Source organism: Bacillus sp. CCNWLW194, from assembly GCF_037120585.1.
In the GTDB taxonomy this organism is placed as follows: domain Bacteria; phylum Bacillota; class Bacilli; order Bacillales; family Bacillaceae_G; genus Bacillus_A; species Bacillus_A basilensis.
The window spans coordinates 147098-166790 of sequence record NZ_JBBBBL010000005.1 but is presented as its reverse complement, the minus strand read 5'-3'; the positions used below and the strand labels follow the sequence as shown (position 1 = coordinate 166790).

Sequence of the window (19693 nt, the reverse complement as noted above, 5' to 3'; positions counted from 1 at the left end):
TATAAAAAGCTGACTGAATATAGTCAGCTTTTTGTATATTAACATGTAAAAATTTAAACAGACATATAAGCGGTCACTCTATGTCATCACTTTGTTATTGTAAATTAGTTTCTCTCCATTGAAGGGGCATGCCACAGTAGCGTATTTTGATAAAAACTATAAAACAAACATACTTAACACTAATAGTAGAATTTTTCTACTTCAAATTTACTTCTTCTCTCTTCTTTATTTATAAACATTAAAAAGGAGCTCTATTTAAATAGAGCTCCTTTTTAATTTTATAATTTACTAGACTGCAACCCTTGAATAAACGGAACTACTTCAGGATTTACAAGTGATGATAAATCACCTAATTCTTTTCCTAAGTAAGCAGCTTTAATGACGCGTCGCATTACTTTAGAATTCCTTGTTTTTGGTAAATCTTCTACAACGTGAATATCTTTTGGACATAATGCTTTTCCAATATGAGAGTTTACTAAACTCATTAATTCTTTCTTTAACTCTCCTGTAAATGTTACATTGTCCCTTAATACTACAAAACAATGACAAACTTCACCTTTTACATCATCAGGTACACCAATCGTGGCAGCTTCTATGACATCATTATGCTTCACAAGAATAGATTCATATTCAGCGGGTCCAATACGCTTTCCGGCAATGTTTAGCGTATCATCTGAGCGTCCTGTAATAATATATTGCTCACCATCATAAATCACCCAGTCACCATGAACCCATTTATTTTCAAAACGTGACCAATATGTGTTCACATAACGCTCATCGTCTTCCCAGAAGCTTTTCGTCATACCAACCCAAGGTTTCTCTAAACATAATTCTCCAACTTCATCACGAATTGGATTACCTTGATCATCGAGCACAACCGCTGCCATTCCTGGTAAAGAAGAGTTAAAACTAATCGGTGCAATTGGTTTAATAAGGACGTTTCCGAAAATTCCACCAGAAATTTCAGTACCGCCTGAATAGTTACAAATTGGTACATTACTTTTTCCAACTGTTTCAAATAGCCACATCCAAGGGTCTGGATTCCAAGGTTCACCTGTTGATGCGAATACTTCTAAACTCTTTAATGAATGTTTATTTACATACTCATCACCTTTTGCCATTAACGCACGAATTAATGTTGGTGATATACCGAGATGTGTAATTTCATATTTATCAACCGTCTCCCATAAACGATCTGCTTCTGGGAAGTCTGGAACACCTTCATACATAACCATCGTTGCTCCATTAATGAGAGAGCCGAATAGTAGAAATGGTCCCATCATCCATCCCATATCCGTTACCCATAATACACGGTCACCTTGTTTGATATTCATTCCAAATCCTGCATCAAATGCAGCTTTCAAAGGGAAACCAGCATGTGTATGTACTGTTCCTTTTGGTTTCCCAGTTGTACCTGATGTATAAATGAGCATTAACGGATCATCACTCTTCATCTCTTCAGCATGTACAAATGGCTTTTCTTTTTCTAACGTACTCCATGAGAAATCATAATTATGCGGTGTAAATTCATTTCCTGCATGACGCACGATAACAACTTTTTCAACAGTTGGACAATGCTCACAAGCTTTATCTACTTCAGCTTTTAATGAAACGATCTTACCTCGGCGTGAAAAACCATCGGCAGTAATAATCATTTTAGCCCCTGCCGCTTGCACACGTGTCATGACTGCATCTGACGCAAATCCTGAGAATATTGGTGAAATAATTGCTCCGATTTTCATAACAGCTAGCATCGCAACAACTGTTTCTGGAATCATCGGCATATAAATTGTTACACGGTCACCTTTTTCAATACCCGCATGTTTCAATCCGTTTGCAACGCGACTTACCCAGCTATCAAGTTCTTCATATGTAAATGATTTTGAAGTTCCATTTTCCCCTTCATATTGAAGCGCTGTTTGCGTTCTTGTTTCATCATCTGCAAGCCAGCGTGATAAAACTGATTCTACAACGTTACATGTTCCGCCATTATACCACTGTGCAAACGGCGTACCATTTTCTAAATCTAGCACTTCTGTATAAGGTTTCATCCATTGATAGCCAACCGCTTTCTCAGCTTCTCCCCAAAACCAAGCTGTTTCTTCGATTGACTTATTATAAAACGTTTCATAATCTTCATAACTCAATGATTTCATCCAACCATATAAACGCGTTTTTTCTTTATACTCTTCTGTTGGAAACCAAACTGCTTGTTTCAATGTTTTCCCCTCCTTGACTTTTTGAGCAAGAAAGCCCTAAATAGGGCTTCTAAACTGGATAAACAGGATGTTTACGATCCGTAAATACTTGATATTTACTCATATACATTTCGAATCGTCCTTTTAACTCTTCTCTTAAATTGTTTGGATGAACAATACCATCAATGACCATCTCTGATGCTAAATGGTAAATATCAATATCTTTCTTATACTCTTCACGTTTTTCAGCAATGAAGCTATCACGCTCTTCTTCTGGTAAAGCTGCAATCTTATTTGCATATACAGCATTAACCGCGGCTTCTGGACCCATTACCGCAATAGAAGCTGTCGGTAATGCTAGGCAGCAATCTGGTTCAAAGGCTGGACCTGCCATCGCATATAAACCAGCGCCATATGCTTTACGAACAACGATAGAAATTTTTGGTACAGTTGCTTCACTCATTGCAGAAATCATTTTTGCACCGTGGCGAATAATACCAGCACGCTCTACTTTTGTACCAATCATAAATCCAGGTACATCTGCAAGGAATAATAATGGAATATGATATGCATCGCATAAATTAATAAACTTCGCGGCTTTATCAGCTGAATCGTGGAATAATACGCCGCCTTTCATTCGCGGTTGATTTGCAATAATACCAACTGGCTTACCATCAATACGTGCTAAACCTGTAATTAGTTCTTGAGCAAATAATTTTTTCACTTCATAGAAAGAGCCTTCATCAATAACTCTATTAATGAGATCTTTCATATTGAAAGGAGCATTTTGATTTTCTGGAATGATTTGTTCTAACGTTTTATCGAATTGTTTCGGTTCTTGAGGTGTAACCAATGGAGTCTTTTCTAAGTAGTTGTTTGGAAAATATGAAATGTATTGTCTTGCTTGCGTAATTGCATCTTCTTCTGTTTTACATAAAACATCTCCGCATCCTGATACAGAGCAGTGCATACGAGCTCCGCCCATCTCTTCTAAAGTTACCTTCTCACCGATAACCATCTCAGCCATACGAGGAGATCCTAAATACATGGATGCATTTCCCTCAACCATCATTACAACGTCACAAAAGGCTGGAATATACGCACCACCAGCTGCAGAAGGTCCAAATAACAAGCATACTTGAGGAACTTTACCTGATAATTTCACTTGATTATAGAAGATTCTTCCTGCACCGCGGCGTCCTGGGAACATTTCAACTTGATCAGTAATACGTGCGCCAGCAGAGTCAACTAAATAAAATAATGGTACGCGTAATTTTTCTGCTGTTTCTTGAATACGCAAAATCTTTTCAACTGTACGTGCGCCCCATGATCCTGCTTTTACAGTCGAATCATTTGCCATAACGCATGCAGTACGACCATGTATTTTACCCGTTGCCGTTATAACACCATCAGCAGGTAATCCTGTTTGTTCACAATTTGCAAATAATGCATCTTCTACATATTCACCATTATCAAATAAAAGAGCTAAGCGATCTCGAACGAATAGTTTACCTTTCGCTTTGTTTTGTTCATGATATTTTGGTGCGCCGCCTTGTTTAATCATTTCAACTCGTTCTTCAAATGTATTCGATTGTTGTTTTTGGTCTAACATATTTACTCCCCCTTATACATTGGTGTGCGTTTTTCCTTGAATGCTTGTAATCCTTCTAATCTATCTTTCGTATGGATTACACCTTCATACGCTTGTTTTTCCATTTGTAATCCGGTATGTAAATCAACTTGAATACCGTTTGAAATTGCTTCTTTTGCTAATCGAACAGCAATAGGACCATTACTAGCAATTTTCTCTGCTATTTCAATCGCTTTCTCTTCAAGTAAATGAGCTGGTGCAACAAATTCTACTAAACCATATTCCTTTGCTTCTTGCGCCGAAATACGTCTTCCTGTATAAATTAATTCTTTCGCTCTCCCAACACCAATTAATCTTGGTAAACGCTGTGTACCACCTGCTCCTGGTATAATTGCAAGTGTAGTTTCAGTAAGACCAAGACTTGCAGATTCAGCCGCAATTCTAAAATCACAAGCTAAACTTAATTCCGTACCACCACCTAGTGCGATGCCATTTATAGCAGCAATAACTGGCTGTGGTAATTGTTCAACCATCTCCATAGTAGTGCGAATCATACTAACAGCATGACGAACTTGTTCTTCATTCATACCGGCGCGTTCTTTTAAATCAGCACCAGCACAAAACGCTTTTTCACCAGCACCTGTTAGAATAACTACACGAGTATTTGACTCTTCACTTATTTGAGTTAATATGTTTTGTAACTCTTCTAATAACGCTAAAGATAATGAATTTGCTTGTCTTTCACGATACAATGAAATCTTTACAACGTGAGGTGTTACATAATTAACTGAAATGTTTTGTAATTGTAGCATCTTCTCACCTACTTATCGTTTTATGTTGAAGCGCTCTATACACATGACTCGGTAATTGGATATTTAATTTACTTTGAATAAATTGACTAGCTCTCCATAACTTCTCTTCATCAATATTCGTTTGGACACCTAACTTATGAAGCATATGAACTAAGTCATCAGTTGCAACATTACCTGATGCTCCTGGTGCATATGGACAGCCCCCAAGGCCACCACAAGAACTATCAAATGTTGTAATACCATATTCTAATGACTTAACTACATTCGCAAGAGCCATTCCGTACGTATTATGGAAGTGCATTGCAAACTGCGAAGCATCGTATTTCTTTAATAAATGTTCTAATACTCGCTCTACTTGTAGCGGATTCGCTACACCAATTGTGTCACCAAGAGATACTTCATAAATGCCGTATGAAAATAGTTGATCACATAATTCGTCAACTGCTGCGGTACTTATATCTCCTTCATAAGGACATCCAAATACAGTAGAAACATAGCCTCTTACCTTTTTCCCTTCGAATAATGCCTGTTTTGTTATATCTTCAATTACAACTAATGCTTCTTTAATTGATTTATTAATATTACTTTTATTATGAGATTCACTTGCTGATAAAAAAACATTCACCTCATCTACATTTTGCAAAAAAGCTCGTTCCAAACCATTTTGATTTGGAACAAGCGCTGCATATGTAACATTTGGATCCCTTTTCAGCTCAGAAAACACATCATTTGCATCTGCTAATGCCGGAACCCATTTAGGGTGAACGAATGAGGAAACTTCAACATACGATAATCCCGCTTCTGTAAGTAGTTGAATCCATTTTACTTTATCTTTTGTGCCAACAATCTTTTTTTCATTCTGTAAGCCATCACGTGGCCCGACTTCTTTAATGACAGCAAAATTAGGTAGTTTCAATTCGCTTCCCCCTATATCTCCCTATTCAATTTCTAGCAATACATCTCCTTCATTTACAAAATCGCCTTCTTGCACATTAATTTTCATAACTGTGCCAGCTTCTTCTGAAACGATTGGAATTTCCATTTTCATAGATTCCAAAATGACGACATCCTGCTCTTCCTCTACTGTATCTCCTACTCCTACAACTATCTTCCAAACATTTCCTGCCATCGATGCATATACTTTCGTCATCATTTTTTCCCCCTTAATATTCATAAATCTTATTTTTTAACAAGTTGTTTCGTTACAAAACCCGTTGTATAAATACCACTTTTGAACACATCGTCTTCCAATACTTGAAGCAGCATTGGCGTGTTTGTTTTAATACCTTCTACTTTTAATTCTTCTAAAGCATCATGTAATTTCGAAATTGCTTCTTCACGCGTTTCACCATGAGCAATAACTTTTGCAATCATTGGATCATAGAAAGGTGTAATTGTTACATGATTCTCTAAAAAGTGATCGATACGTACGTTTGTCGGTAACGTTAAATCTGTAATTTTCCCAGGTGATGGGAAAAAAGTTTTCGGATCTTCAGCATAAATACGAGCCTCAATGGCATGACCACTGCGCTTTATATCATCCTGTGTAAACGATAGTTTCTCGCCACTTGCGATAAGGAGTTGTTGTTCTACAAGGTCTAATCCAGTAATTTCTTCTGTAACGGGATGCTCTACTTGTAATCTCGTATTCATCTCTAAGAAATAGAAGTTCTTCTGATCATCTACAAGAAACTCAACTGTACCTGCATTTGTATATCCTAGTGCTTTGGCAGCTTGTACAGCAACTTCACCCATCGCTTTTCGCGTACCCTCATCTAAAAATGGTGAAGGGGCTTCTTCAATTACTTTCTGATTTCGGCGTTGTACTGAACATTCACGCTCCCATAAATACACTGTGTTACCATGTGTATCTGCTAAAAGCTGAATTTCAATATGATGTGCATCAGCTATATAGCGTTCTAAATACATTTCTCCATTACCAAAGAAGTTTTGCGCTCTTGTTTTATTACTTTCGAATGCTTTGGTGAGCGTTTGCTCAGTTTCCATCAACTGCATTCCAATGCCTCCGCCGCCTGCGGATGCCTTCAACATTAATGGATAACCAATTTGTTTCGCAATTTCAATTGCTTCTTCAGCAGTTTCAATATTTGTAGTAATACCTGGAACAACTGGGACATCTGCAGCTTGCATTGCAATACGTGATTCGATTTTACTTCCCATCTTCATAATAATTTCTTCTGATGGCCCGATAAATATGATTCCTTCTTCTTTACAACGAACCGGGAAAGACGGATTCTCTGATAATAATCCATATCCCGGATGAATTGCTTCAGTGTTTGTCTTCTTAGCGATTTCAATAATTTTTTCAAGGTTTAAATAACTTTCTTGGACACGTGGCCCACCTACTAAGTAAGCTTCATTTGCCATCTTTACATGGAGTGCATTTTCATCTGCTTCAGAATAAATAGCAACTGTGCGAATACCAAGTTTTTGACAAGTTTTCATAATACGAACTGCGATTTCTCCGCGATTTGCAATTAATATTTTTTGAAACATAGTGATTCCTCCTTTTTATCTACATCCTAAATGTCTTGCAATTACGAGACGTTGAATTTCAGAAGTTCCTTCACCAATTTCTAATAGTTTTGCATCACGAATATGTCGTTCCACTTCATATTCACGCATATAGCCGTATCCACCGTGAATTTGTACTGCTTGATTTGCAATACGGCTTGCTGCTTCAGATGCGAAAAGTTTTGCCATAGCCGCTTCTTTACCGAAAGGTTTATCGTTATCTTTTAACCAAGCTGCTTTATGTACTAAATTGCGCGCTAACTCTACTTCAGTAGCCATATCAGCTAATTTAAATTGAATCGCTTGGAAATTAGAAATGGATTTTCCAAATTGTTGACGCTCTTTCGCATATTGCAGTGCACGTTCAAATGCAGATTGCGCAATACCTACTGCTAATGCTGCGATTGAAATACGTCCTCCATCAAGTGTATATAAGAATTGTTTAAATCCTTTATTTACATCACCAAGTATATTTTCTTTCGGTACACGTACACTATCAAGTACGATTTCACATGTATTAGAAGCACGAACACCCATCTTATCGTAAGGGCTTGAGATTGTTAATCCTTCACTTGTAGTTGGTACGATAAATGCCGAAATGCGTTTTCTACCATTGTCTTCAACACCGTTGACAGCGGTTACAATAATTGTATTTGCATACTCTGCATTTGTAATCCAACACTTTTCACCATTAATAACATACTCGTCTCCATCTAATACAGCTTTCGTTTGTGTACCACCTGCATCAGATCCAGCGTTAGGTTCAGTTAATCCGAAAGCACCTAATGTTTTACCTGACGCCATTGGAACTAAATATTTCTGCTTTTGTTCTTCTGTACCGAAATAATAAATTGGAGAAGCACCTAATGAAATTGTTGCAGCATAACTTAATCCTGTCCCACCACAAGCACGACCAATTTCTTCAACTGCTAACGCGTACGATACAGTATCGCCACCTGAACCCCCATACTCTTCAGGGAATGGGATGCCTAATAATCCTAGTTCGCCCATTTTTTGAAATGTTTCATATGGAAATTCCGCAGTTTTGTCATAATATACCGCTTTTGGTGCGATTTCCTTTTCAGCAAAGTCACGTACCATTTCTTTAATCATTTGTTTTTCGCGAGTTAGAGTAAATTCCATACCGCTACACACCCCTTATCGAATATTGAGTTTCGACAGCGTGCGAGTTTCTACTACAAACATTACTTCTTAAAAGACAAAAATATTAGTTAGACAATTGCTATAATTCTGTCATAACTTAATTTTAAAACAGATTCTGTACTAATGCACAAAAAAATTCCTACATTGTTCTACAACAACATAGGAGTTTTTTTGTCGAATTATGTAATTTAATGTTTAATAATCTCTACCTTTTCCCGAATCTGAAATTTCTACTAAAGCTTCAGGGTATGGTTCGAAATATGTTTGTCTTAATAAATACTTTTCATCAAATCGAAGGGTCCATGATTTTAAAATTGCAAGTAAACTACTAAGTGGTATTTTCTTTTCTGCATATTTATGTATCATTCCTAAAAAATGATCTTTTTCCTGTTTTTTCAACTTTGTTTTAAAATATCCAAAAATATGCTCACATACATTTACATTCGATGTATAGCGGGGTGTGCGCATAAATAATTCATATAGGGTCTTCTCATACTTTTCAAATACAACTTCGATCGTTTCATTTTTTTGATTTGCAATAATACGCCCTAACTCTTTTTGTTTCACCTGATTATATGCCATAAATAAATATTTATTGTCCGACTGAAACGATACAAGGTCTTTCATATTTTTATTATGTTTAATCATTTTGTAATAAGCTATTGTAAATAACCTTGTAAAGAAATGTTCTCTAATAATAAAATTCGACAATCTACCTTCTTCTTCAATTGGAAGATGCGAAAAATTTTTTATTACTGCTCCGCCAAATAAGCCAGGTCCCTTTCCTATTGCTGGTGCTTTTTCAAAACCAGAATAAATTTTCACATCACGCGTACCACAACTCGGTGAACGATTCTTTAAAATAAAACCATCCACATCAGATATTGTTTGTAAAAACTCATTTGAAAATCCCTCCATTTTTTCAGTAACGTCTTCTCGTGTCGACGGTTGTACAAGTTTATTCAAACCGTTTTCTTCTACAATTCGTATCGTTTCACGAGGGACGCCTAAACCAATCTCTACTTCAGGACATACTGGTATAAATGTAACAAATGGCTGTAAGTTTCGAATTGTTATATCTGGAATCATCTCTCCATTATAACGACAAGCATCAAATTCTAAACATTTACTTACAACAATTTTAGGTTTAGCAAATTGTCGCATTTCATTACCTCCTTAGTGCTAGTCCATATAATATAAATTGTACTCAGTTTTACATTTTAAGCAAAGTTTGATTCATGTAGTTTTATTAATGTGCGCTCTATAATGATGGTTTAGACATTGTGAAACGAATAATACACACATGCTCTGGAGAAATTAATACATAAGAAAGGAGGGAGCGTTATGAAGAAGAAATTATCATCTATTTTAAGTGTTTTAGCACTATCTATTATGTTTTTAGGTACAGCTGCACAAGCTGAATACGATGGAAATAATATGAATAGAGTTAATAACACTGACATTTCAACTCGAGTTAATGACAATAACTTAGACAGAGTTAATAATGATGTGAGAACTCGAAATGTAAATACGACAAATGATTTAAATGATAATCGTGATAAAAATAATAATTGGGCTTGGCTCGGTTTATTAGGACTAGCAGGATTATTAGGTCTTAGAAGAAGAGACAAAGAAACACGTTAATTTGGAACATTTTTAGTAAACAAGTACTTATTTATCAAAAATAAATAATGAATATAAATCGCCTTTTTAAAGGCGATTTATTATTTGCATAAAAGTAGTATATGTAATTCACACTTCAACATATTGTTACTTATGATTAAATTCGTGGCGTTAATCCAAACAATATAAATTGAATCGTATGTTCAATTTCCACTTCATCATCCCATTTTTCTTCAGGCAATAATAAAAATCGTGTTAAGAGTAATCCTAATACAGCTGATAAAGTAAGTCGTACTACAGAAGATGGTGGCATTTCAATAATTCCACCTTTTTCTTGAAACTTTACAATTAACTTTTTAAAATGTGAAAGTAACTCTGTTTCTACTAATTGTTGTATTTCATTTTTCAGTTCTGGCTGAAATGGCACTTCTTGAATTAATATTTTTATCATTGGAAAATGCTTTTTTGCAAATTCAAATCTATTATAAATGACAACTCTTAAAAGTCCTTCATACGATTCATACTCCGATTTAAATATTTCTTTCGCAAAGGCTTGTACAAAAAATGGTGCAGCAAACTTTGTTAATGTCGGCATGACGACTGCTAACAATAAATCTTTTTTCGTTTTATAGTAGCGGAAGATTGTTCCTTCCGCTACACCAGCCCGCTTTGCAATTTCACTTGTTGAAGTTGCAGCGTAGCCTTTTTCGCCAAACCTATCAACAGCCGCTTCTAATATACGCATTTGACGTTCATTTCGTTTATCCGTATTTGTTGTGGCAATTAATTCTTCCAGCCAATCCTTCTTCATCTATAATGCCCCTTTGTATCATCATTATATTTTTCGATGTTTCTTTAATGCAAATACATTTCCTATTGCAAATAGTAGAGAAAAAAGCAGTAATACAGTTAAATCTAATGCAATCTCTGTAAACCCTTGATCTCGAATCATCACTTGTCTCATTGCGTCAGCGCCATATGTGAGCGGAAATAATTTCCCTAACATTTGGAGCCACTTATTCATAGATTCAATTGGAAACAACCCAGAAAAGAAAATTTGTGGCACAATAACAAGTGGTATAAACTGGATCATTTGAAACTCATTATTTGCGTATGCCGATAAAAATGTCCCTAAAGTTAATGCAGTTAAAGAAAGCATACATGTAATAAGTAACGTTAGCCATATGGAGCCTGCTACATATAAATCTAAAATATAAACTGAAAAACTTACGATTATAATGGATTGTATAAATGCAAAGATCCCAAAACCAATAATATATCCTACAACTATTTCCCATCTTCTTACCGGAGTCGATAATAACCTTTCTAAAGTACCACTTAAACGTTCTCTTACGAAAGACACCCCTGATAAAATGAATACAAAGAAAAAGGTAAAGAAACCGATTAATACGGGACCAAGCCCATCAAACATTGTAAAGTCTTTAGAGCCATGTAAATAATTCACTTCAGGTTTCATAATCGATACATCGTTCTTCTCTGTACTTTTTTGTAATATTTGAAGCACAGCACGATTTTTTGACGAATCACTACCTTCTAATACAATATTCATTTTTCCATTTTCTAAACGAATTACTGCATCTACCTTTTGATTTTCCAACTCAGACATTGCCTTTTCTTTACTATATTCATAAATTGAGGCTTCTTGATTTTTCATTACTTTTACTACTGGAGCAGGCAAATCAACAACAGCAATATGTGGTACATAGTCTTTTTGTGTAAACACTAGCGACAATAACCAAAGTAATAACATAGGTGCCCCAAACATCATGGCTAATGAACGCTTATCCCTGAAAAATTGGCGAATAATACGAATGATAACACCAGTAACTCTCATGATAGAGCCACCTCTTCCAACAAAAAGACATCTTCAATCCTTCCTGATGATACCCGCTTTTTCAATTCTTCAGGTGTTCCAGTCGCAACTAGCTTTCCTTCTCTAATTAACCCTAGGCGTTCACAAAATTCAGCTTCGTCCATAATGTGTGTCGTTACAATTATAGTTGTGCCTTTCTTTTTCAGATCATAAAATTTTCCCCAGATTGTTTTTCTAAGAAGTGGATCTATCCCGACTGTTGGCTCATCTAAAATTAATATTTCAGGTTCATGAAGAAGTGCCATTGCCAATGATAAACGTTTTTTCATTCCACCTGAAAACTGCTGTACTTGCTTTTTCATATGTTGCGATAATTGTACAAGGTCAAAAACCTCTTTGATTCTTTCTTTTTTATGCTTTCCCTTTAATCCATACATCGTTGCAATAAAATCTGCATTTTCATATGCTGATAGTTCTTCATATAATGCATCAGCCTGAGCCATATAACCAATTCTTTTCATTTCATTTAAATTAGGCATGTTAGTATTACCAACAAGTACTTCACCTTCTGTTACCTCATTAATACCTGCAATCAATTTAATGAGAGTCGTTTTCCCTGAACCTGAAGGTCCAACTAAACCAAATATCTCTGCTTTTTCAACTCGCAATGACAGATTGTGTAAAACTTCTTTTTTCCCAAAACTTTTCGATACAGTGCGTAAAGTAATTGAAGGTTGTTGCACGTATTCTTCCCCCTTTTCAAAAAAATGAGTGAGTACTCACTTTTATTTTACTCTTGCGTAATTATATGTCAAAGTTAATTGATTAGTATTTGTTTTTAATAAACAATAATAGACAATGAAACAGAGTCGACATTAGAATATCATTTCTTAAAGTCGACTCTGTTTCATTTAAATTATATATTTTACTTTACGTTTTTAAATTCATATATTTCCTAATTCTAGCAACATCTAAAGAATATTCGATAACTAATTGCTGTAAAGGTAAAATCACTGTATCAGGATATAAATGTGCATATTGTAATGTTTCTGCATATTTTTCTAACCTTTTTTCTAAATACTTTATAATTTGATCAGGATGACTTACTAATAAACATTTATAATAATAATGTATTTGTTCCTCAATCGCCGTATACTCTTCAATTTCATATTCTTTATGCATGTGTACACCCCTTTTAGTTTTTTACATAAATTACTTATCACACTTTTCACTCGACTAATTTTTAATTTTTTTGATTATTTACACTATAACAAACTCTTCAGGTCAAATTTTGTTACTTTATGTAACGTAGAAAATTTTTAACAAAATTGTAATGTTAACTTGTATAAAATCCATTTAACCTATTTTTTCTGCACAAAAAAGTCGTACAGTTCAATTTAACTGCACAACTACAAGTTCTGGTCTATTAAAAATTCTTTGCGGAATGATACTATTGCCTAATCCTCTACTCACTACCATAGACGTATTTTGTTTTTCATATAAACCAGCTGTATATGCAGGGAATAGCCCTTGATTCGGAGCAACTAACCCACCGATAAATGGCAATCTAACTTGCCCTCCATGAGCATGTCCCGATAACACTAAATCTATTTGCTCATCAGCATATACTGTCAAAAATTCAGGCCTATGGGATAGTAATACATTATATGTATCCATCTGCATTTCAAATTTCGCTTTTGAAATTTCATCTTTTACAACATTTCCTTCATCACGTTTTCCAGTTACAAATTCCGGATCATCAATACCAAGTAAATTTATTTTTTGCTCCTCTTTTTGAATAGTTACATGTTCATTTCTTAAAACGGTAACATGATGTTTCTTTAATTCTTTTTTCCAAATCATTATATTTCCCTGACCATTTTTCATGGTTTCCTGTTATAAAATATACAGGATACTCCTTTACAACTTCTCGGATTAAATCCATACTAATTTTTACATCGTACGATTTACTATCAATTAAATCACCCGTAATAGCTATAATATCTGGGTTTATACTATTTACTTTTTGAATTAAAACGTCTTGCTTATCGCCAAATTCTTTATTATGTAGATCTGAAAGTTGAAGGATTTTAAAGCTTTTAAAATTGGATGGGATTTTACTAGACGTTATATTAACTTCAGTTATTTTTATTAAATTGTTCTGTACATATAAAAAGATACTAATACCCAGTAATATACAAATAATCACAATGATTCTATTCATATTTTTTTCATATTTTCTCCTTTTTATTCTCATAAAACGCTTCTATATGCTAAATGAATTATATTATATTTTTTAAAAATTTTTTAAGTTAATAAAATAATACAGTACATGAAATTTTATTAATGGATACAATATATGTTCGTTATATTTATGCTTTTCTTTTTAATAATAAGACTACAAAAAAACGATTCTTTTCACAAGAAAAAGAATCGTTACTGATTTTATACTTTCAATACTATCTGCTAAAGAAATAAAAAAACTAAGTGGTTATTACCTAATGGCATTGATTACAACTTCAGCTGCCTCTGCAATGAGTTGATTATCATAGGTAGCCTCTTTCTCATCTTTACTAGATAAAATTGCGATGATAATAGGTGCTCTATTTGGTGGCCGAACGATCGCAATATCATTTCGTGTCCCGTAACTTCCTGCACCCGATTTATCTGCAACTACCCAGTCAGTTGGCACGCCTGCACGAATAAGTTTGTCTCCTGTAGCATTTCCTTTCATCCACTCTGTAAGAATGTTACGTTTATGATCCGGAAGCGCATTTCCGACCGTAAGATCTTTAAGATTCTTAGCAATTGCTTTCGCTGTACTAGTGTCACGAATGTCTCCTGGAATAGCCTCGTTTAATTCTGTTTCAAAACGATCAGACATAGTAACCCGATCCCCCATCTGTCTAAGCGCTTTTTCATATCCTTTCGGTCCGCCTATTTTATGAAATAAAATGTTCCCCGCAGTGTTATCACTGTAACGAACAGCAGCCTCTGCAATTTCTCCTAGTGTCATTCCAGTATCTACATGTTTCTCTGTAACAGGTGAATAATCCACTAAGTCTTCTTTCGTATAAGTAATAACTTCATCTAATTTCTTAGTAGAGTTTTGCTGCAGTAATACTCCTGCCGCTAAAGCCTTGTAAGTTGATGCAAAGGCAAACCTTTCGTTAGGTCGATAAGCGATTGTTTGATTTGTACCAGTATCAATCGCATATACACCTAATCGAGCATCAAATTTTTTCTCAAGTTGAGAGAACTCTTTATGCGTCGCCTGATTTTTATGTTTTATTTGTCCTTTCTTTTCTTTCGCTTCAACTTGCAGTGGTCCTCCTGTAAAAGCTTCTATGCTTGTAAGACTTAAACCTAATATACCAACGCATATTCCTATTTTTAGCATCCTCTTGTTTTTCAAAATCATCATTCCTTTCAAGTTCTTAACACTTTTTTTACTTACACATAATAGACAATCACCGAAACAAGTTTGTTCCATAAACTAAAAAAACTTTATAACTAATATCGGTATTATTAACAAAATAAAAGATAGCAACTATGATAGCTGCTATCTCTTATTTCAAATCTTCTTTTAATTTTTAAAGGCTTTTATATAAACAGAGTCTCTTCCCTTGAGAAAAGTACTCACATTTTACTAATTTTGATTAAAACTATCTGTACTAGCAGCTTCACCATGTATACGTTGTTGTTTTAAATCAAAGTATACATCTAAAACTTCCTTTCCAATTATAGAATTAATTCCACTTTTATCATTATGAAGCCATGGGACTACTACAGAAAACGCTACTTCTGGATTATCATATGGAGCATATCCAACTAATGTTAAGTTGTAACATTCCATACGTTCTCCTTTTGCATTTCTGCCAATTGGGTCTTCTCCACCATATACAGTTTGAGCTGTTCCTGTCTTTCCTGCTGGTTTATATGAAGCATTTTTGAAATACTTCACGCCAGTTCCATCACCTTCTTGGAATACCCATCTAAACCCTTCTTTTATACGATCAATATGTTCTGTCTTCATATCAATTCGATTTAATACGACAGGTTCTATAGAGCGTATAACTTTTCCAACCTCTTCTTTTATTGATTGTTCTCGTATTTCTTGTACAATTTGAGGCTGCATTCTATAACCGCCATTAGCAATCGTTGAAATATACTGTGCCAATTGTAATGGCGTATACGTATCATACTGACCGATAGAAAAGTCTAGTAAAAACCCAGGTTGACTATCTACTTTTCTCGTTTGTCCAATTATTTCATTCGGTAAATCAATACCTGTTGGGACACCTAAACCAAATTGCTTGAAATAATAGCGCATCGTATCAAATGCTCCTTGTTTAATATCCAATGAGCCATTTGGTACGTAATTAACTCCCGCAATTTTTAAAGCTGTCTGGAACATGTATACATTCGAAGATACTTGTAGAGCTCGTAAATCATTAATATTACCAAATCCAGATACATTCCACGATTTCTTAGCTTGTGTACCTTTAAATTTCATCGGTGCATCATAAAATTGATCTCCTGGATGTATTGCTCCTGTCTCATATCCAGTTAATAAAGTAGCACCTTTTACAGCTGAACCTAGCTCATATGAGGTTGTCATGTTACCTAATGCCAAATCCTCAATCTCTATTTTCCCTTCTTTTTCTACAATCTTTTTTCCTGCCATAGATAAAATCTGCCCGTTATTTGGATTCGTCATTACGACAAAAGCTCTGTCCAACAGTGGTTCTGAACCTTTAAAAGCTCTCAAATTTTTCTCTATGCTTTCTTCGACCTTCTTTTGCAATTCCATATCAATCGTTAATGTTAAACTATTACCACTTTTTCCTTTAGAGATGATTTCTGTGTTTATAATGTTTCCTGATTTATCAGTAATATTTTTCACTTCTTCTTTTGTGCCGTGTAATACATCTTCATATCGTTGTTCAATATAACTTTTTCCGACACGGTCATTACGGTTATATCCACGTACCAAATAAGAATCTAAGTTTTCTTTCGGCAGACCTTCTTCACTACTCGTAATATTACCTAATACAGAACGAAATAAATTACCATTTACATAATTACGTTCCCAATCAACCGTTGCATCTACTCCAGGATACTCCGCAAGATTTTCACTTATCCGCGCATACTCTGCATCCGTTACATCTTTTTTAATAATTTGTGGTGTCAGTTGATAACCTGAACTCATTTTACTTTTAATAGCTAACACCTTTAAATCTTGTGCTGTTAATTCTGCCAATTCAGCTTCTGTAACGTGGTCTCGTCTTAATTCTTCAATTTTTTTGTCTAACTCTTTTCCCTCTATTCCCTTTTCTTTAAACGTTTCTATATCTTTTTTAGTGATCTTTGTCTCCGCACGTTTCGTATTTAACTGCATCCAGAAATCCTTTTTATCAATATCGGTTAACTTATTTATATCTTGTTCGGGCATTTCAAGTACTTTCGCCAAGTCTTTTGCTGTTTTTAAAATTTCTTCACTCGTAATCCCCTTTACCCTTGTATAGGTAATCGCGCGAAGAGATTTATTATTAACAACTGTTTTCCCTTCTCGATCTAGTATTTGTCCACGCGGAACTGGAATGCTAGTTGTTGCATTTTGACGGCTTTCCACTTGATTCTTATAAGCCTCTCCCTCTACGATTTGCACTTTTCCTAGTTGCATAATAATAGCTGAGAATAGTAAAAATATGCAAAGGAACATTATATTTAATCGAATAGATATATATGTCTTCTGCTTCTTTCCTTTTTGTTCTTTCATAAATCCTCCATATAATTCTTTCAGGAATTGCTACAAATACTAAAAGCATTCCTTATATTTTAGATACCGATGACCGGTTATAAATTATCGTCTCAATTTTTTACCTACTCCTTGTAAGCATTCATTCCTTTTCGTTTAGCTACGTAATTAATAACTCTCCCTTCCTGTTTTTTCTCTATTTTTTTGTCGCTTGCATTAGAAATGCTAAACTGTATAATAACTCTTATTAAACTTACACTTAGACTTGATAGTAAATTTTCATACTGATTGTTCCTTTCTTCGTGCTGTAATACTTAATAGACAACCTAAACAATAAAGTTGTTCCACATTTACAAAAAAAATAATTAACTATAAGATGAAATAGGCTACATAAGGGAGGGTTATATGTTACATACAAAAAGATGGAGATTTTTTGCGGTTCTTTCTATTGTAGGTTTGATTTTACTAATTTTATTTAAAATCAACTTCATTTCAATAACTATCGCAACTTCTTCAGCTGAAAGAGGAAAAATCTTTGATCAAAATGGTGTAATACTAGCTACAAATAAGAAGGTTAAGTCTCTATATTGCACTTCTAATGATGAAAAACTATCGAAACAAGATACATCAAACACATTAGCTTTTTTTAATCAATTTTCAAGCGAGTTTCAACATGATATTTCTACAGAGAACATAAAATCTCAATTACAACAATCTTGTAACAAGCAGACTATGAATGATATACCGTTATACTCTGATATAGCTGAGAACGAACTTGCATTCATAAACAAAAACAAAACCAATAATGTAATAATTAAAGATGAATGGATTCGATATTATCCTAAACACGAAATTGGTTCACAGGTAATTGGGTATGTAGAAAATGACCATACTTCAAAGTATATGGCTGTTGGGAAAAGTGGGATTGAGCTGCAATATGAAAATGATTTAAAAGGAAAACCAAGTAAAACTCTTATTTTTAAAATAAGTAATAAAAAGTTATTATGGAACATTCAAAAAGTACAAAAAGGAAAAGATGTCCGGCTAGCTTTAGACTCTAGATTACAGCAAAAAACAGAGGAAGCATTAAGGTCTCAAATTAAGAAAACACCTGATGCTAAAGCTGGTTATGCTGTAGTGAGCGATGTAAAAACTGGCGCAATTTTAACTATGGCCAACTCAGCAGTTTTTAATCCAAATATATTACATACACATGTATCAACTAAAGTAGATAACATAAAATCACTTTCGCAAAATAAAGCAATTCAAAAATTAAAGTATGGTGGATCTTATGTAAATATGGCTTCTACTATAAAGCCACTTACTATTTTAATTGGATTAAACGAAAAACTTTTTCAACCTGAAGATACATATTTAGATAAAGGTACTTTTCAGTATGATAATCAAAATAACATTACGAATGCACCTGGAACGCCAAAAGGTGAGATTACACCGAGGCAGGCTATCATTAATTCATCTAACACATTTATGACTGCAAAAGTAGCTCTGCCATTATTTAACCAAAATAATGGCAATGTAGAAAAGGTGGCACATATATGGACAGATTATTTAATGCAATTCGGCCTACGTTCTAAAACCGGGATTGATTTACCCTTTGAAGAAGACGGACAATATGAATTTCATCCTTCTAATAAGTTTGAAAACGGAATCTCCGCTTTATTAAATGCGTCGTGGGGCGGAAATGAAGTGCATACTCCTCTTCAACTCGCTCAATATGCAGCAACTTTGGCAAGTAAAGGTGATAAATATAAACCTCAAATGGCAAGTGCTATTATTGGTCAAGATGGTAAGGAAACAAAAAAGTTTAAACCCATTTTAGAAAGTTCAAATCGTTACCCGATGAACTTTTGGAATGTCGTGCAAGGTGGAATGAGTCAAAATATAGAGGAGATTAAAAAATTGCCCTTTGACGTCGCAGGTAAAACAGGTATTACAGGTTTTCCGAATGAGCAAGAAAGAATGATAAATCATTCTCTATTCATTGCATATGCTCCTACCGAAGATCCAAAGATTGCCGTTTCTGTCGTTATTCCTAGTAGTAATTCAGAAAAAAACATTGCCGCTCTAGTTACATCAGAAATTTTAGAGTCCTGGAATACTCTTCAAAAAGAAAATAAAAACAAAGAGGAAGGTTCATTAAAGTGAACCTTCCTC

The 19693-nt window shown here is 34.5% G+C and carries 16 protein-coding genes and 1 pseudogene; 2 read left to right on the top strand and 15 right to left on the bottom strand.

What is annotated here, in order from left to right; translation table 11 throughout:
* Positions 1–278: 278 nt before the first annotated feature.
* The 8 genes from V7S50_RS13645 to V7S50_RS13610 form a co-directional block, all read right to left on the bottom strand.
* Positions 279–2219 carry an AMP-binding protein gene (locus tag V7S50_RS13645; protein WP_242253264.1) on the bottom strand — a complete coding sequence of 647 codons (1941 nt, stop codon included), beginning with the start codon at positions 2217–2219 and terminating at the stop codon, positions 279–281.
* Positions 2220–2268: 49 nt separating this feature from the next.
* Complete coding sequence (locus V7S50_RS13640; protein WP_242253263.1) at positions 2269–3810, bottom strand: acyl-CoA carboxylase subunit beta; 1542 nt, start codon at positions 3808–3810, stop codon at positions 2269–2271.
* Between the two features lie 2 nt (positions 3811–3812).
* Positions 3813–4601 carry an enoyl-CoA hydratase gene (locus V7S50_RS13635; RefSeq protein ID WP_063224868.1) on the bottom strand — a complete coding sequence of 263 codons (789 nt, stop codon included), beginning with the start codon at positions 4599–4601 and terminating at the stop codon, positions 3813–3815.
* Between the two features lie 4 nt (positions 4602–4605).
* On the bottom strand, positions 4606–5517 hold the full coding sequence (gene mvaB / locus V7S50_RS13630; protein WP_242253262.1) for a hydroxymethylglutaryl-CoA lyase: 912 nt from the start codon (positions 5515–5517) through the stop codon (positions 4606–4608).
* Positions 5518–5538: 21 nt separating this feature from the next.
* Positions 5539–5754 carry an acetyl-CoA carboxylase biotin carboxyl carrier protein subunit gene (locus tag V7S50_RS13625; RefSeq protein WP_001985297.1) on the bottom strand — a complete coding sequence of 72 codons (216 nt, stop codon included), beginning with the start codon at positions 5752–5754 and terminating at the stop codon, positions 5539–5541.
* Between the two features lie 26 nt (positions 5755–5780).
* Positions 5781–7118: an acetyl-CoA carboxylase biotin carboxylase subunit gene (locus V7S50_RS13620; RefSeq protein ID WP_242253261.1), complete on the bottom strand. Its 1338-nt coding sequence runs from the start codon at positions 7116–7118 to the stop codon at positions 5781–5783.
* 15 nt (positions 7119–7133) lie between these two features.
* Positions 7134–8279, bottom strand: a complete 1146-nt coding sequence (locus V7S50_RS13615) for an acyl-CoA dehydrogenase (protein ID WP_242253260.1) — start codon at positions 8277–8279, stop codon at positions 7134–7136.
* 216 nt (positions 8280–8495) lie between these two features.
* Entirely contained in the window at positions 8496–9464 is a 969-nt protein-coding gene (locus tag V7S50_RS13610) for a YbgA family protein (RefSeq protein ID WP_242253259.1), read from the bottom strand.
* Between the two features lie 180 nt (positions 9465–9644).
* Here V7S50_RS13610 and V7S50_RS13605 point away from each other — a divergent pair, with 180 nt between their 5' ends.
* A complete protein-coding gene (locus V7S50_RS13605; protein ID WP_242253257.1) occupies positions 9645–9944 on the top strand; it encodes a WGxxGxxG family protein in 300 nt (99 codons plus the stop codon).
* A 136-nt stretch (positions 9945–10080) separates the two neighbouring features.
* Here the strand turns inward: V7S50_RS13605 and V7S50_RS13600 are convergent, their stop codons facing one another.
* From V7S50_RS13600 to V7S50_RS13570, 7 genes and pseudogenes are all read right to left on the bottom strand, one after another.
* A complete protein-coding gene (locus V7S50_RS13600) occupies positions 10081–10734 on the bottom strand; it encodes a TetR/AcrR family transcriptional regulator (RefSeq protein WP_242253255.1) in 654 nt (217 codons plus the stop codon).
* Between the two features lie 24 nt (positions 10735–10758).
* Entirely contained in the window at positions 10759–11778 is a 1020-nt protein-coding gene (locus tag V7S50_RS13595) for an ABC transporter permease (RefSeq protein WP_242253254.1), read from the bottom strand.
* Positions 11775–12500, bottom strand: a complete 726-nt coding sequence (locus tag V7S50_RS13590) for an ABC transporter ATP-binding protein (RefSeq protein ID WP_242253252.1) — start codon at positions 12498–12500, stop codon at positions 11775–11777. Before V7S50_RS13590 ends, V7S50_RS13595 begins: the two co-directional genes overlap by 4 nt.
* A 187-nt stretch (positions 12501–12687) precedes the next feature.
* Positions 12688–12939 carry a hypothetical protein gene (locus V7S50_RS13585; RefSeq protein ID WP_063224861.1) on the bottom strand — a complete coding sequence of 84 codons (252 nt, stop codon included), beginning with the start codon at positions 12937–12939 and terminating at the stop codon, positions 12688–12690.
* Positions 12940–13149: 210 nt separating this feature from the next.
* A pseudogene (locus tag V7S50_RS13580) lies at positions 13150–14014 on the bottom strand (metallophosphoesterase).
* 237 nt (positions 14015–14251) lie between these two features.
* Positions 14252–15178 (bottom strand): class A beta-lactamase Bla1, encoded by a 927-nt coding sequence (gene bla / locus V7S50_RS13575; protein ID WP_442896544.1) that lies wholly within the window; start codon positions 15176–15178, stop codon positions 14252–14254.
* 228 nt (positions 15179–15406) lie between these two features.
* Complete coding sequence (locus V7S50_RS13570) at positions 15407–17539, bottom strand: peptidoglycan D,D-transpeptidase FtsI family protein (protein WP_242253251.1); 2133 nt, start codon at positions 17537–17539, stop codon at positions 15407–15409.
* Positions 17540–17923: 384 nt separating this feature from the next.
* On the opposite strand from V7S50_RS13570, the gene V7S50_RS13565 reads away from it, so the two are divergent.
* A complete protein-coding gene (locus tag V7S50_RS13565) occupies positions 17924–19684 on the top strand; it encodes a peptidoglycan D,D-transpeptidase FtsI family protein (RefSeq protein WP_309260172.1) in 1761 nt (586 codons plus the stop codon).
* Positions 19685–19693: the final 9 nt, after the last annotated feature.

Bases quoted from the DNA above. Each gene is read 5' to 3' on its own strand.
- V7S50_RS13635 (WP_063224868.1), bottom strand. From the start codon at position 4,601: ATGCTACAATTACAAAACATTTCAGTTAATTATGTAACACCTCACGTT.
- V7S50_RS13595 (WP_242253254.1), bottom strand. From the start codon at position 11,778: ATGAGAGTTACTGGTGTTATCATTCGTATTATTCGCCAATTTTTCAGG.
- bla (WP_442896544.1), bottom strand. From the start codon at position 15,178: ATGATTTTGAAAAACAAGAGGATGCTAAAAATAGGAATATGCGTTGGT.
- V7S50_RS13620 (WP_242253261.1), bottom strand. From the start codon at position 7,118: ATGTTTCAAAAAATATTAATTGCAAATCGCGGAGAAATCGCAGTTCGT.
- V7S50_RS13585 (WP_063224861.1), bottom strand. From the start codon at position 12,939: ATGCATAAAGAATATGAAATTGAAGAGTATACGGCGATTGAGGAACAA.
- V7S50_RS13570 (WP_242253251.1), bottom strand. From the start codon at position 17,539: ATGAAAGAACAAAAAGGAAAGAAGCAGAAGACATATATATCTATTCGA.
- V7S50_RS13600 (WP_242253255.1), bottom strand. From the start codon at position 10,734: ATGAAGAAGGATTGGCTGGAAGAATTAATTGCCACAACAAATACGGAT.
- V7S50_RS13565 (WP_309260172.1), top strand. From the start codon at position 17,924: ATGTTACATACAAAAAGATGGAGATTTTTTGCGGTTCTTTCTATTGTA.
- V7S50_RS13605 (WP_242253257.1), top strand. From the start codon at position 9,645: ATGAAGAAGAAATTATCATCTATTTTAAGTGTTTTAGCACTATCTATT.
- V7S50_RS13615 (WP_242253260.1), bottom strand. From the start codon at position 8,279: ATGGAATTTACTCTAACTCGCGAAAAACAAATGATTAAAGAAATGGTA.
- V7S50_RS13625 (WP_001985297.1), bottom strand. From the start codon at position 5,754: ATGATGACGAAAGTATATGCATCGATGGCAGGAAATGTTTGGAAGATA.
- V7S50_RS13640 (WP_242253263.1), bottom strand. From the start codon at position 3,810: ATGTTAGACCAAAAACAACAATCGAATACATTTGAAGAACGAGTTGAA.
- V7S50_RS13610 (WP_242253259.1), bottom strand. From the start codon at position 9,464: ATGCGACAATTTGCTAAACCTAAAATTGTTGTAAGTAAATGTTTAGAA.